Genomic DNA, 14128 nt, shown 5'->3' on the forward strand with positions numbered 1-14128 from the left:
GCTGATATCGATCACGGCTCACGACCCGGCGTTGACGGTGGCAAAAACGACGGCGGCGATCGCCAGGACAAGGGAACCGGCGAGCAGTGCGCTGAGGTAGGTCTGCACATTGCCGGTCTGGGCGCGGCGGACGGCGGTGCCGAGCAGGCGTGCGCCGGTGCCGGAGCCGCGTACGTACGTGTCGACGACCTCGCGGTCCAGGAAGCGGACGAGGCTCGCCGCGGCCTGGACGGGGCGGACGAACAGTTTCGTGTAGAGGGCGTCCAGGTGGAAGCCGGTGGCGGCGTGGCGGTGCAGCGGGCCGAGCAGCAGACGGCCCGGGTCGGCCGGGTCGGGGGCGCCCGGGGTGTCGCCGTAGCCGGCGGTGTGGTGGGTCATGGCCTCGGCCTCGACGAGTGCGGGTTCGGCGTCGGGGTGGGCGACGACGGCGCCGACGGGGATGCGGGCGGCGAGGGCCGTGGTGTGGCGCCAGGCGGCGTAGGTGACGAGGCCGCCGACGAGGGCGACGCCTGTGGAGAGGACGGCGGTGGTCACGGTCGGGGTGAGGCTGTGGCCGTCGAACCAGTCCGTGATCACGCCGACGGTCAATCCGAAGGCGATGGTGGGGATGGCCAGGGCCCAGAGGACGGCGGTCATCGCGACGGGCTGCCTGCCGTGGTCGGGGACCTCGGCTCCGCGGCCGCGGAAGGCGAGGAGCCAGAGGCGGGTGGCGTACGCGGCGGTGAGGACGGCGGCAAGCAGTCCGGCGACGAGGACGGTCCACCCGGCGGCGGCCGGGGCGACGTGCCGGTCGCCGAGCGCGGTGTGTTCGGCAGCGACGAGGACGGCTTCCTTGGAGAAGAAGCCGGCGAACGGCGGGATGGCGGCGAGCGCGAGGAGGGCGACGGTCATCGTCCAGTAGGCGTCCGGGATGCGCTTGGCCAGTCCGCCCATGCGGGACATGGCGGCCAGCGAGTTGGTCCCGGCGGCGTGGATGACGACGCCGGCCGCGAGGAAGAGGACGGCTTTGAACGCGCCGTGCGAGATGAGGTGGAAGACGGCCGCCCCGCGGTCGCCGACGGCCAGTGCACCCGACATGTAGCCGAGCTGGCCGATCGTCGAGTACGCGAGGACGCGTTTGATGTCGTCCTGGGCGAGCGCTGCGAGCCCCGATCCGATCATCGTGACCGCCGCCATCACGGCGAGGACGACGAGGGCGGCGCCGGATTCGGCGAAGACGGGGAGGAGCCGGGCCACGAAGTAGATGCCGGCGGCGACCATCGTCGCGGCGTGGATCAGCGCGGAGACGGGGGTCGGGCCCGCCATCGCGTCGGGCAGCCAGGTGTGCAGGGGGAACTGGGCGGACTTGCCGACGACCCCAGCGAGCAGCAGCAGGGCGATGACGGTGGGGTGGTCCAGGCCGCCGTTGGCGACGGCGCCGAGGATGCCGGTGATCCGGAAGGTGCCGGTGTCGGCGGCGAGCGCGAAAAGACCGATCAGGAAGGGGACGTCGCCGAGCTTGGTGACCAGGAAGGCCTTGAGGGAGGCGGCGCGCGCTTCGGGTGTCTCCCAGTAGTGGCCGACGAGGAAGTACGAGCAGATGCCCATGATCTCCCAGCCGACCATCAGCACCATCAGGTCGCCGGAGTAGACGACGAGCAGCATCGCGGCGGTGAACAGGGAGACGAGGGCCGCGTACGAGGGGTAGCGGGGGTCGTCGCGCAGGTAGCCGGTCGAGTAGATCTGCACGCAGGTCGCGACGAGCCCGACCAGGACGGCGACGAGGACCGCGAAGCCGTCGAGGTGGAGGGCGAGGTCGATCGGGACCGAGCCGGTGGGGGTGAGCCGGGTCGCGGCGTCGATGGCCGGGCCGCCGCCCTGGCGTGCGGCGACGACGACGGCGAGTACGGCCGTGACGAGGGTGGGGAGGACGGCGAGGGGGCGTACGTAGCCGGGGGCGGTGCGGCCGAGGAGCAGGCCGGCTGCGGCGCCGAGGAACGGGAGGAGGGGGACGAGGACGGCGAGGGTCGTGGTGGTCACGCGGTGGCCTCTGCCTTCTTTGCCTTCCCTGCCGGAGCAGTGGCCTGGTCTTCGGTGCTGTCGCCGGGGAGGGCTTCGGCGGCGTCGGTTTCGGCGGTGTCACGGAGGCGGTCGACGTCCGAGCTGCCTCGGTTGCGGTAGACGGCGAGGACGATCGCCAGGCCGATGCCGATCTCCGCCGCCGCGATGGCGATGGTGAAGAGGGTGAGGGCCTGGCCGGAGTGCAGGGCGTCGCGGAGCCAGACGTCGAAGGCGACCAGGTTGAGGTTGACGGCGTTGAGCATCAGCTCGACGGACATCAGGACCAGGATCGCGTTGCGGCGTGCGAGGACTCCGTACAGCCCTGTGCAGAAGAGGAGGGCGGCGAGCACGGCGGGGTAGGCGAGGTGCATCAGCTCTGCTCCTTACTGCGCTTGCGGGACAGGACGATCGCGCCGACGAGGGCGGCGAGCAGCAGGACGGAGAGCGCTTCGAAGGGCAGGACCCAGTGCCGGAAGAGGAAGGCGCCGGTCGCCTCGGTGGACCCGTGGGCCGGTCCGTCCAGGTCGATCCAGGTGGTGCGGAAGGCGTCGACGACGACCCAGACGAGGGCCGCCGCGGCGGCGACCGCCACGCCGAGGGCCGCCCAGCGGTTGCCGGAGTCGGCGTCCGGGGAGCGGCCGATGGGGGCTTTGGTGAGCATCAGCCCGAAGAGAAGGAGGACGACGACGGAACCGACGTAGATCAGCACCTGCACCCAGGCGATGAACTCCGCAGTGAGCAGGAGGTACTCGACGGCGAGGCCGCCGAGCGCGACGACCAACCAGAGGGCGGCATGGACCAGCTGCTTGGTCGTGACGGTGATGAGGGCCGCTCCGAGGGTGGCGATGCCGACCAGGACGAAGGCGATCTCGATGCCGGTCGGGGAGAGGAAGCCGGGGTGGGCGATGGCCGCGGTGGCTGCGAGTGTCACTCCTTCCCCTCTTCCTCTTCGTGGGCCTGCTGGGACGGCTGAGCTGCTTCCTTGGCCTGCTCGGCCTCTTGGGCGCGCTGGGCTTCGAGTTTCTCCGCCGTCTTGCGGGCGGCGGCGATCTCCTTCGGGTCTTCCGCGCCCGGGTCGAGCGCGGGCGGTTCGGGCACCGTCCACATCCATTCGCGGAGCTTGTCCCGCTCATGGGTGAGGTCGTGGATGTCCGTCTCCGCGTACTCGAACTCCGGCGACCAGAACAGCGCGTCGAAGGGACAGACCTCGATGCAGATGCCGCAGTACATGCAGAGCGAGAAGTCGATCGCGAAGCGGTCGAGGACGTTGCGGCTGCGCTCGCGGCCGCCCGGGGCGGCAGCGGGCACCGTCTCCTTGTGGGAGTCGATGTAGATGCACCAGTCCGGGCACTCACGGGCGCACAGCATGCAGACCGTGCAGTTCTCCTCGAACAGCCCGATGACACCGCGGGAGCGGGGCGGGAGTTCGGGCTGGACGTCCGGGTACTGCGCGGTGACCGTCTTCTTCGTCATCGTCCGCAGGGTGACGGCCAGGCCCTTGGCCAGGCCTGAGCCGGGGATCGGAGGCATTAGCTGATCGCCACCTTCACGATGCCGGTGAGCGCGATCTGCGCGAGGGCGAGCGGGATGAGTGTGGTCCAGGCGAGCTTCTGCAGCTGGTCCTCGCGGAGGCGGGGGTAGCTCACCCGCAGCCAGATGACGACGAAGGCGAGGACCGCGGTCTTGAGGAGCGTCCAGACCCAGCCGAGTCCGTCGGCGCCCAGCGGGCCGTGCCAGCCGCCGAGGAAGAGGACGGTGGTCAGCCCGCAGAGGACGACGATGCCCGCGTATTCGGCGAGCAGGAACAGTGCGAACCGCAGACCGGTGTACTCGGTGTACGCCCCGAAGATGATCTCCGAGTCGGCGACCGGCATGTCGAACGGCGGTCGCTGCAGTTCGGCGAGTCCGGCCACGAAGAAGACCAGGGCGCCGACGATCTGCCAGGGCAACCACCACCACTCGAAGGCGTTGACGATGCCGGGGAGGGAGACGGTGCCGGCCGCCATCGCGACGGACGCCGCGGCGAGCAGCATCGGCAGTTCGTAGGCGAGGAGCTGGGCGGCGGTGCGCAGACCGCCGAGGAGGGAGAACTTGTTCGCCGATGCCCAGCCGGCCATCAGCGAGCCGAGCACTCCTACGCCCATGACGGCGAGCACGAAGAAGATGCCCGCGTCGACCACCTGGCCGACCGCGCCCTCGCTCGGGCCGATCGGGATGGCGACGAGCACCAGGAGGTACGGGAGGAGGGCGACGGCCGGCGCGAGCTGGAAGATACGGCGGTCGGCGTCGGCCGGGACGATGTCTTCCTTCTGGGCGAACTTCACACCGTCGGCGACGAGCTGGGCCCAGCCGTGGAAGCCACCCGCGTACATCGGGCCGAGGCGGCCCTGCATGTGGGCCATCACCTTGTGCTCGGTCTGGCCCACGACGAGTGGGACGACCATGAACACCCCGAAGACGATGATGAGCCGGAGGGCGACGTCGAGTACGTCGTTCACGCGGTATCGCCTCCGGCGGGGTGGTTGGGGGTCGGCTCGGGTGCGGGGTCGGGGTCCTGGGTGTCGGGCTGCGCCGGGGGCTCGGGCTCATCCGCGGCGTCGGGCTGCGCCGGGGGCTCGGGCTCGTCCGAGGTGTCCGTGGAGTCGGTGGCGGGGCCGCTGCGCGGGGCCTCTCCGCTGCCCGCCCCTTCCCGGACCGGGGGCTCCGCCCCGGGGGCCCCGCTCCTCGATCGCCGGAGGGACTGAGAGGTGCCCGGCTCCTCGGAGGTGCCGAGGGGCTGAGAGGTGCCCGGCTCCTCGGAGGTGCCGACGGTCTGAGCGGAGCCCTCTTCCGGGGTCTCGTCGAAGGCCGGGCGGGCATTGTGCCAGGGCGCGTCCGTGCTGCGGGGCGCCGGTGCCGGTTCCGCCGGTGCCGGTTCCGCCGGTGCCGGTTCCGCCGGTGCCGATGTCGATGCCGGTTCCGCCGGTGCCGGTTCCGCCGGTGCCGATGCCGGTTCCGCCGATGCCGTCGTCGCCGGTTCCGTCGCTGCCGGCTCGGGCGCCGCCGTCTCCCCCAGCTGGCTCGCCGAGCCCTGGGACGCGCTCCGGGTGCGGCGCGGGGGCGCGGTAGGGGGTGTGGTCTCCGTGCTCGCGGCGGGCGCTGCCGCCTCCGGCTGCTGGCTCGCCGAGCCCTCGCTCACGCTGCGGGCGCGGCGCACCGGGCGGTCGCCCGCGGCCCTGGCGGTGCGGGCCGGGCGGGTCGGGGCGGGAGGGAGCTGGCCCTTGAGGGGGCCCCACTCGTTCGGGTCGGGGACACCGGGCGGCAGCATCGTGCGTCGCTTCGGTCCGCCGTGTTCGGATTCGCCCGGCTCCTTCGCGCCCGGCCAGGCCTTGGCGACCCGGGCCGCCAGCACGAAGTCCTTGCGCAGCGGGTGGCCCTCGAAGCCTTCGGGCAGCAGCAGCGGCACCAGATGCGGGTGACCTTCGAAGCCGATGCCGAACATCTCGTGCGTCTCGCGCTCGTGCCAGGCGGCGCCGGAGTAGACACCGACGGCCGTGGGAAGGACGGCGGCGTCGTGCGGGACGGTCGTACGGATCAGGAGTCGGCGGACCTTGCCGCGTGCCGGGGCGGCGACGTGGGCGCAGACGCGGAAGCCGGTGCCCGGTTCGTCGACGGCGCTCAGCCAGTCGAAGTAGGTGCAGCCCAGCCGGTCGCGGGCCGTTTCGAGGGCGGCGATCCAGGCGGTGGCGGGGACGTCGACGGTCAGCAGGTCGTACGCGTGCTCCGCCGTGGCGTCCTCGCCGAAGAGTTCGGTGACGGCGTCCGGCAGGCTGTCGTACGCGTCGGTGGCGGGAGTGCTGGTCACTTCCGGTCCTCCCCCGGTGCGGGCGGGGCGGCGACCAGGCCGCTGCGCAGTGCGGCGGTGGAGGGCCGGCTGCCGCCGCCCGTCGCGTACCGCTCACCCAGCGACTCGCGGGCGATCTTCTCCTGCAGCTTGAGGATGCCCTGGAGCAGGGCCTCCGGCCGGGGCGGGCAGCCCGGTACGTAGACGTCGACGGGGATGATCTGGTCGACGCCCTTCGTCACGGAGTACGAGTCCCAGTACGGGCCGCCGCAGTTCGAGCAGGCACCGAAGGAGATGACGTACTTGGGCTCGGGCATCTGCTCGTACAGCCGCTTGACGGCCGGAGCCATCTTGTCCGTCACCGTGCCGGAAACGATCATGAGGTCGGCCTGGCGGGGGCCGGGGGCGAACGGGATCACGCCGAGCCGGATGAAGTCGTGCCGGGCCATGGACGCGGCGATGAATTCGATGGCGCAGCAGGCGAGGCCGAAGTTGAAGACCCAGAGGCTGTAGCGGCGCCCCCAGTTGAGGACCACCTTCATCGGCTCCGGCGCGAGCCGGGACAGCACGCCGAGCCGCTTCGGCTCCGGCAGCAAGGTCGTTTCGGGCCGGGGCTGCGGCTCGGGGGTCTGCGGGCTCGTCACGTCCATTCGAGGACGCCCTTCTTCCATGCGTAGAGCAGTCCCACGGCCAGGAAACCGAGGAAGATGAACATTTCCACCAGCGTCGTCGCGCCGTATCCGGGCGCGGCGAATACGGTCGCCCATGGAAACAGGAAGATCGAGTCGACGGCGAAGATCACGTACAGGAAGGCATAGACGTAATAACGGACCTGGGTATGTGCCCATCCTTCACCCACGGGGTCCACGCCGCACTCGTACGTGAGGAGCTTTTCCGGTGTCGGAACCACGGGGCGCAGCAGTCGTCCGGCCCCGAAGGCCACGGCCACGAACAGCACGCCGATCAGTGCGAGCAGTCCGACCACCGAGTAGCTGTCGAAGTAGTCCGACGCGAGAACGGTCGATTCCGGCAGGTCCGCCACGTAGGCCACGTCCGCCCCTCCGCTCCCTCATACCTGTTCGACGATCTGTACGCACGGGAGTCTAGGCCCTGCTAAAGAGACGGTAAGCAGCCGCGTCGGGCAAGAGGTGGGGTTATCCCTACTTCACCCCACCCATGAACCCCATGGCGTGCGCAGGTCCGGCCCGGCAGGCTGGGCGTATGACCATGAGCCCCCCGGTGCCCGACGGCGACCGGCTGCCGCCCGCCCGCTTCGCCCTCGACCCGTGGACGTGGAAGGAGATCTCTTATCTCCTGTCCAACCTGCCGATGGCGCTCGCCGGGTTTGTTTACACAGTGTTCATGATCGGTGTCGGCGTGGGACTTTCGGTCACGGTGATCGGTCTGCCGCTGCTGGCCGCCGGGCTGCAGGGGGCGCGGCTGCTCGGCCGGGCGGAGCGGGGCCGGGCCAGGGGGTTGCTCGGGATACGGATCGACGAGCCGAGCTCGGTGGCACTGGCCCGTCACGACCAGGGCTTCTTTCCGTGGCTGTGGTCGAGTCTCAAGGATCCGGTGGGCTGGCGCGCGGTGCTGTACTCGTTCATCCGGCTGCCCTGGGGCGTGCTCACGTTCACGGTGACGTTCGTGAGTCTGTTCGTTCTGTGGCCCGTGCTGCCCTTCATCGCACGTCTGCTCACCGGTGCGGACCGGGCGATGGCGCGCGGGCTGCTCTCGCCGTCGGACGAGCTGGAGCGCCGGATCGCCGAGCTGGAGTCGGACCGCGGGGTGGTCGTGGACACGGCAGCCGCGGACCTGCGGCGTATCGAGCGCGATCTGCACGACGGCGCCCAGGCCCGCCTCGTCGCGTTGGCGATGGGGCTGGGTCTGGCGAAGGAGAAGCTCACCGAGGACCCCGAGGCGGCCGCCCGCATGGTCGACGAGGCGCACGGCGAGGTGAAGGTCGCGCTCCAGGAACTCCGCGATCTCGCCCGCGGCATCCACCCCGCCGTCCTCACCGACCGCGGCCTGGACGCCGCGCTCTCCGCCATCGCCTCCCGCTGCACCGTCCCGGTGCGGGTGGGGGTGGACCTGCCGGGCCGCCCGGCGGAGGCGATCGAGGGCATCGCCTACTTCACCGTCTCCGAGCTGCTGCAGAACGTGAGCAAACACAGCGGGGCACGCTCGGCTTCCGTCGAGGTGTGGCGGTCGGCGGAGCGGCTGCTGATCCGGGTCAGCGACGACGGCCGGGGCGGGGCCCGGATGGACGGCGGGACCGGGATGTCGGGGCTGGCGGAGCGGCTGGGAGCGGTCGACGGGCTGTTCGTCCTCGACTCGCCGTCCGGCGGGCCGACGACGGTCACCGCGGAGCTGCCCTGGCGGGACCGCGACCAGGGGCGGGGCCCGGACCGGGACCGGGGCCGGGACGGCGCGGGCGCCGCGGAGCGCCGTTAGCCGCAGCCCGGAGGCCGGGGTGGGGAAAACCCCCGGTCGAAGAGGGATACCGGCCTCATGGTGCCTCGTCCCGCAGAACAGCACCCTTGATGTATCAGCCGCTGTACGGGCTGTACCGGACAAGACCACCGCTGAAAGAAGAAACGGACGGCACCCATGGCCACGGCATACGGACCGGACACTCGGGACCATCAGCGGTACGGTGCCGGCCCCGGGAACAACCCCCCGGTGAAGCACTTCTTCCCGGCGGTGCTGCGCGCGCCGCTGGAGGCGAGGACCTGGCGCGAGTTCGGCTATCTGCTGCTGAGTCTGCCGATCAGCGTGGTGCTCTTCAGCTTCGCGATCACCATGACGTCGCTGGGCGTGGGCCTGCTGATCACCTTTCTCGGTATCCCGGTCCTCGCCCTCGGTCTGGCGATGTGCCGAGGCTTCGGCGTGATGGAGCGGGCCCGGGCGCGAGGGCTGCTGAAGCTGGAGGTGGCGGAGCCGGCTCCGGTGCGCGGCAGGACGGGCGGCCTGATGTCATGGGTGGGGGCGGTCCTGAAGAGCGGGGTGTCCTGGCGGCATCTGCTCTACGCGCTGCTGCACTTCCCGTGGGCGGTCTTCGCCTTCACCGTGTCGTTGACGTTCTGGGCGTACGGATGGGCGGCGTTCAGCTACCCGCTGTGGCAGTGGGTGTTCCCTGCGTACGTGGGGGTCGACGGCATTCAGCTGTACGGCGACGCCACGCACCACGTCTATCTCGACTCGCCGTTCGAGCTGGCCGCGACCAGCGCGTTCGGTCTGGTGCTCGTCCTCCTCACCCCGTGGATCATCCGCGGTCTGGCGTCCGTGGACCGGGTGATGGTGTACGGGCTGCTCGGGCCGTCGCGGCTGGCGTCACGCGTCGTCGAGCTGGAATCGGACCGCGGGGTGGTCGTGGACACGGCAGCCGCCGATCTGCGGCGTATCGAGCGCGATCTGCACGACGGCGCCCAGGCCCGCCTCGTCGCGTTGGCGATGGGGCTGGGTCTGGCGAAGGAGAAGCTCACCGAGGACCCCGAGGCGGCCGCCCGCATGGTCGACGAGGCGCACGGCGAGGTGAAGGTCGCGCTCCAGGAACTCCGCGATCTCGCCCGCGGCATCCACCCCGCCGTCCTCACCGACCGCGGCCTGGACGCCGCGCTCTCCGCCATCGCCTCCCGCTGCACCGTCCCGGTGACGGTCGAGGTGGACCTGGCGTCCCGGCCCGCGCAGGCCATCGAGGGCATCGCCTACTTCACCGTGTCCGAACTGCTGCAGAACGTCAGCAAACACGCTCAGGCGACGCGCGCGACGGTCGACGTGTGGCGTACGGCCGACCGGCTGCTGCTCCAGGTCACCGACAACGGGCGGGGCGGCGCGAATCTGTCGGCGGGCAGCGGCCTCGCCGGTCTGGCCGAGCGGCTGGACGCGGTCGACGGTGTCCTTGTCGTCGATTCCCCGGTGGGCGGCCCGACGAGGGTCACGGCCGAGCTCCCCTGGCGTGGCTGAGGCGGAGCACCTCACGGGGAGCGCGTCACACAGCAACATTGTCGCGCAACACATCTCGCACAGCACATCCATACGCAGGTACGAATCGTCGTGCGGCGCCCGGATCCGTTCCGGGCGCCTCCGTCGCGTCCCCCGCCCGTACACAAACGTCCGTCACAGCCCCCGCCCGCGGACCGATGCTGGGATGCTGGGGGCACGAGGGACGGATCGGTCGGCGGTGGAGCCGGCGCACAGCAACAGGGGGACAGGGCGTCGTGGTGGAGGACAGGGTGCGAGTGGTCATTGCCGAGGATTCGGTACTGCTCCGGGAGGGGCTCACCCGATTGCTGACCGATCTCGGGCACGACGTCGTCGCGGGGGTGGGGGACGCCGAGGCCCTGATCAAGACCGTGGGCGATCTTGCCGAGGGGGGCGAGCTGCCCGATGTGGTCGTCGCCGATGTGCGGATGCCGCCGACCCACACCGACGAGGGCGTGCGGGCGGCGGTGCGGCTGCGCAAGGAGTACCCGGGCATCGGGGTCCTGGTCCTTTCGCAGTACGTCGAGGAGCAGTACGCCACCGAGTTGCTGGCCGGCAGCAGCCGCGGTGTGGGCTATCTGCTGAAGGACCGGGTGGCGGAGGTCCGCGAGTTCGTGGACGCCGTGGTCCGGGTGGCGCAGGGCGGCACGGCGCTGGACCCTGAAGTTGTGGCTCAGTTGCTGGGCCGGAGCCGTAAACAGGACGTCCTGGCCGGGCTGACGCCGCGCGAGCGCGAGGTGCTCGGTCTGATGGCGGAGGGGCGGACCAACTCGGCGGTCGCGAAGCAGCTGGTGGTGAGCGACGGCGCGGTGGAGAAGCACGTCAGCAACATCTTCCTGAAGCTCGGCCTGGCGCCCAGTGAGGGGGATCACCGACGGGTCCTGGCCGTTCTGACCTACCTCAACTCTTGATTACCTGACACCCTGTCAGGTAGTGGCCGGTGGCCATGCCTGGGCCGCGGAATGAGCGCCTGCGAGCGCCCGGCCACGCCGACGGACAGCCCAGGGGGTTCGCGAAATATGGCAAAGCGGCACGAAAAGGCGTCTCATAGTGGCGTCCACCATGTGACCGGTCCGGGGAAGGCGACCCTTACCGACGTAGGGTGGGCCTTGGGACCGCCGGCGGGCCGGACGGTCCCGAGCCGCCGCCCCGAGGGAGGTCCAGTTCAGTGACCAGCCAGGTCAGTAGCCCAGCCGACCAGGCCGATGAGGCCAATGACGCCGATCAGGCCAGTGAGGCTGTCCTCGGGGAGCAGCGAGCCCCCCGGTCCGCAGCACCGGGCGCCGACGGGAAAGAGATCCGCCGCCTGGACCGGGTGATCATTCGCTTCGCGGGTGACTCCGGAGACGGTATGCAGCTCACAGGTGACCGGTTCACCTCGGAGACGGCGTCGTTCGGGAACGACCTGTCGACGCTGCCGAACTTCCCGGCCGAGATCCGGGCCCCCGCAGGCACCCTTCCGGGCGTCTCGTCGTTCCAGTTGCACTTCGCCGACCATGACATCCTCACGCCGGGCGACGCTCCGAACGTGCTGGTCGCGATGAACCCCGCGGCACTGAAGGCGAACATCGGCGATGTGCCGCGCGGCGCCGAAATCATCGTCAACACGGATGAGTTCACCAAACGCCCGATGGCGAAGGTGGGCTACGAGACCAGTCCGCTGGAGGACGGCTCGCTGCAGGCGTACAACGTCCATCCGGTGCCGCTGACGACGCTGACGATCGAGGCGCTGAAGGAGTTCGGGCTCTCCCGCAAGGAGGCCGAGCGCTCGAAGAACATGTTCGCGCTCGGGCTGCTCTCCTGGATGTACCACCGGCCGACCGACGGCACCGAGGCGTTCCTGCGGGCGAAGTTCGCCAAGAAGCCGCAGATCGCCGAGGCGAACGTGGCCGCGTTCCGGGCGGGCTGGAATTTCGGTGAGACGACCGAGGACTTCGCGGTCAGCTACGAGGTGGCGCCCGCCTCGCACACCTTCCCCACCGGTACGTACCGGAACATCTCCGGGAACCTCGCCCTGTCGTACGGGCTGATCGCCGCGAGCCGGCAGGCGGATCTGCCGCTCTACCTGGGCTCGTACCCGATCACCCCGGCCTCCGACATCCTGCACGAGCTCAGCAAGCACAAGAACTTCGGCGTCCGCACCTTCCAGGCGGAGGACGAGATCGCGGGCATCGGTGCCGCGCTCGGTGCGGCGTTCGGCGGCTCGCTCGCCGTGACGACGACGTCCGGGCCCGGTGTGGCCCTGAAGTCGGAGACCATCGGTCTCGCCGTCTCGCTCGAACTGCCGCTGCTCGTCATCGACATCCAGCGCGGTGGCCCGTCCACCGGTCTGCCCACCAAGACCGAGCAGGCGGACCTGCTCCAGGCGATGTACGGGCGCAACGGCGAGGCTCCGGTGCCGATCGTGGCGCCGAGGACCCCGGCCGACTGCTTCGACGCCGCGATCGACGCGGCCCGGATCGCACTGACGTACCGCACACCGGTCTTCCTGCTCTCGGACGGCTATCTCGCCAACGGCTCCGAGCCGTGGCGGATCCCGGACATCGACGAACTTCCGGACCTGCGCGTGCAGTTCGCCACCGGACCCAACCATGAGCTGGCCGACGGCACCGAGGTGTTCTGGCCGTACAAGCGCGACCCGCACACCCTGGCCCGCCCGTGGGCCGTTCCCGGCACCCCCGGTCTCGAACACCGCATCGGCGGCATCGAGAAGCAGGACGGCACCGGCAACATCTCGTACGACCCGGCGAACCACGACTTCATGGTCCGCACCCGCCAGGCGAAGATCGACGGCATCGAGGTCCCCGACCTGGAGGTCGACGACCCGGCCGGCGCCCGGACCCTGGTCCTGGGCTGGGGCTCCACGTACGGCCCGATCACCGCCGCCGTCCGCCGGCTGCGCTCGGGCGGGCATCCGATCGCCCAGGCCCACCTGCGCCACCTCAACCCCTTCCCGAGGAATCTCGGCGAGGTGTTGAAGCGTTACGACAAGGTGGTCGTCCCGGAGATGAACCTCGGCCAGCTGGCCGCGCTCGTCCGGGCGAAGTATCTGGTCGACGCCCATAGTTACAACCAGGTCAACGGTATGCCGTTCAAGGCCGAGCAGCTCGCGACAGCTCTCAAGGAGGCCATCGATGCCTAACACCGACCAGGCACTCCCTGCCGGGCTCCCCGCCCTGCAGCTGGTGCCCAAGGCCGAGGCCAGGCAGTCCATGAAGGACTTCAAGTCCGACCAGGAAGTGCGCTGGTGCCCCGGTTGCGGTGACTACGCGGTCCTCGCCGCCGTGCAGGGCTTCATGCCCGAGCTCGGTCTGGCGAAGGAGAACATCGTCTTCGTCTCCGGCATCGGCTGCTCCTCCCGGTTCCCGTACTACATGAACACGTACGGGATGCACTCGATCCACGGCCGCGCCCCGGCCATCGCCACCGGCCTGGCCTCGTCGCGGCGCGACCTGTCCGTCTGGGTCGTCACGGGTGACGGCGACGCGCTGTCCATCGGCGGCAACCACCTGATCCACGCGCTGCGGCGCAATGTGAACCTGAAGATCCTGCTGTTCAACAACCGGATCTATGGGCTCACCAAGGGCCAGTACTCACCGACGAGCGAGGTCGGCAAGATCACAAAGTCGACGCCGATGGGCTCGCTCGACGCCCCCTTCAACCCGGTGTCGCTGGCCCTCGGCGCGGAGGCGTCGTTCGTCGCCCGCACCGTGGACTCCGACCGCAAGCACCTCACGAGCGTGCTGCGCGAGGCGGCGGCCCACCCCGGCACGGCGCTGGTGGAGATCTACCAGAACTGCAACATCTTCAACGACGGCGCGTTCGAGGTCCTCAAGGACAAGGACCAGGCCGAGAACGCGGTGATCCGGCTGGAGCACGGGCAGCCGATCCGCTTCGGCACCGGGCAGTCCAAGGGTGTCGTACGCGACCCGGCCACCGGTGACCTCAAGGTCGTCGAGGTCACCGCGGAGAACGAGTCGCAGGTCCTGATCCACGACGCGCACGCCGCCAGCCCCACCACGGCGTTCGCGCTGTCCCGGCTCGCCGACCCCGACACCCTGCACCAGACCCCGATCGGGGTGCTGCGCAGCGTGGAGCGCCCGGTCTACGACACGCAGATGGCCGAGCAGCTCGACACCGCGGTCGAGCAGAACGGCAAGGGCGACCTGGCCGCACTGCTCGCCGGAAACGACAACTGGACGGTCATCGGGTAGGGCCTTGCTCTCGGGTCGGTCCGCGAGCGGGCAGGATCCGGACGAGAGGCGCCGACACGCGGACGGGCAC

13 protein-coding genes are annotated in these 14128 nt (G+C 70.5%); 5 read left to right on the plus strand and 8 right to left on the minus strand.

Annotated elements, in window-relative coordinates; translation table 11 throughout:
- Positions 1-18 precede the first annotated feature (18 nt).
- Genes OHB49_RS18635 through OHB49_RS18670 form a run of 8 tightly spaced genes read right to left on the minus strand, consistent with a single transcriptional unit; the run spans position 19 to position 6905 of the window.
- Positions 19-2019: an NADH-quinone oxidoreductase subunit 5 family protein gene (locus OHB49_RS18635; RefSeq protein WP_329161597.1), complete on the minus strand. Its 2001-nt coding sequence runs from the start codon at positions 2017-2019 to the stop codon at positions 19-21.
- Positions 2016-2411, minus strand: a complete 396-nt coding sequence (gene nuoK / locus OHB49_RS18640) for an NADH-quinone oxidoreductase subunit NuoK (RefSeq protein WP_030926276.1) — start codon at positions 2409-2411, stop codon at positions 2016-2018. Before nuoK ends, OHB49_RS18635 begins: the two co-directional genes overlap by 4 nt.
- Positions 2411-2971: an NADH-quinone oxidoreductase subunit J family protein gene (locus OHB49_RS18645; RefSeq protein WP_037853508.1), complete on the minus strand. Its 561-nt coding sequence runs from the start codon at positions 2969-2971 to the stop codon at positions 2411-2413. Before OHB49_RS18645 ends, nuoK begins: the two co-directional genes overlap by 1 nt.
- Entirely contained in the window at positions 2968-3570 is a 603-nt protein-coding gene (locus tag OHB49_RS18650) for an NADH-quinone oxidoreductase subunit I (protein WP_329161601.1), read from the minus strand. Before OHB49_RS18650 ends, OHB49_RS18645 begins: the two co-directional genes overlap by 4 nt.
- Positions 3570-4538 (minus strand): complex I subunit 1/NuoH family protein, encoded by a 969-nt coding sequence (locus OHB49_RS18655; protein WP_329161602.1) that lies wholly within the window; start codon positions 4536-4538, stop codon positions 3570-3572. Before OHB49_RS18655 ends, OHB49_RS18650 begins: the two co-directional genes overlap by 1 nt.
- Complete coding sequence (locus OHB49_RS18660; protein ID WP_329161605.1) at positions 4535-5884, minus strand: NADH-quinone oxidoreductase subunit C; 1350 nt, start codon at positions 5882-5884, stop codon at positions 4535-4537. Before OHB49_RS18660 ends, OHB49_RS18655 begins: the two co-directional genes overlap by 4 nt.
- Positions 5881-6513 (minus strand): NADH-quinone oxidoreductase subunit B, encoded by a 633-nt coding sequence (locus OHB49_RS18665; RefSeq protein ID WP_030926285.1) that lies wholly within the window; start codon positions 6511-6513, stop codon positions 5881-5883. The genes OHB49_RS18660 and OHB49_RS18665 overlap by 4 nt, the downstream gene beginning before the upstream one ends.
- A complete protein-coding gene (locus tag OHB49_RS18670; protein ID WP_267008001.1) occupies positions 6504-6905 on the minus strand; it encodes an NADH-quinone oxidoreductase subunit A in 402 nt (133 codons plus the stop codon). Before OHB49_RS18670 ends, OHB49_RS18665 begins: the two co-directional genes overlap by 10 nt.
- 179 nt (positions 6906-7084) lie before the next feature.
- Here OHB49_RS18670 and OHB49_RS18675 point away from each other — a divergent pair, with 179 nt between their 5' ends.
- The 5 genes from OHB49_RS18675 to OHB49_RS18695 all read left to right on the plus strand — a co-directional run bounded on the left by OHB49_RS18675 (position 7085) and on the right by OHB49_RS18695 (position 14058).
- Positions 7085-8314 (plus strand): sensor histidine kinase, encoded by a 1230-nt coding sequence (locus OHB49_RS18675; protein WP_329161607.1) that lies wholly within the window; start codon positions 7085-7087, stop codon positions 8312-8314.
- A 156-nt stretch (positions 8315-8470) separates the two neighbouring features.
- Positions 8471-9826, plus strand: a complete 1356-nt coding sequence (locus OHB49_RS18680) for a sensor histidine kinase (RefSeq protein ID WP_329161609.1) — start codon at positions 8471-8473, stop codon at positions 9824-9826.
- A gap of 269 nt (positions 9827-10095) precedes the next feature.
- Positions 10096-10755 carry a response regulator transcription factor gene (locus OHB49_RS18685; RefSeq protein WP_030975770.1) on the plus strand — a complete coding sequence of 220 codons (660 nt, stop codon included), beginning with the start codon at positions 10096-10098 and terminating at the stop codon, positions 10753-10755.
- 257 nt (positions 10756-11012) lie between these two features.
- On the plus strand, positions 11013-12986 hold the full coding sequence (locus tag OHB49_RS18690) for a 2-oxoacid:acceptor oxidoreductase subunit alpha (RefSeq protein WP_329161611.1): 1974 nt from the start codon (positions 11013-11015) through the stop codon (positions 12984-12986).
- The gene (locus tag OHB49_RS18695) at positions 12979-14058 is read left to right on the plus strand and encodes a 2-oxoacid:ferredoxin oxidoreductase subunit beta (RefSeq protein ID WP_030975766.1); all 1080 of its coding nucleotides are present in this window, start codon (positions 12979-12981) and stop codon (positions 14056-14058) included. The genes OHB49_RS18690 and OHB49_RS18695 overlap by 8 nt, the downstream gene beginning before the upstream one ends.
- The last annotated feature ends 70 nt before the right edge of the window (positions 14059-14128 follow it).

Source organism: Streptomyces sp. NBC_01717, assembly GCF_036248255.1.
In the GTDB taxonomy this organism is placed as follows: Bacteria; Actinomycetota; Actinomycetes; order Streptomycetales; family Streptomycetaceae; genus Streptomyces.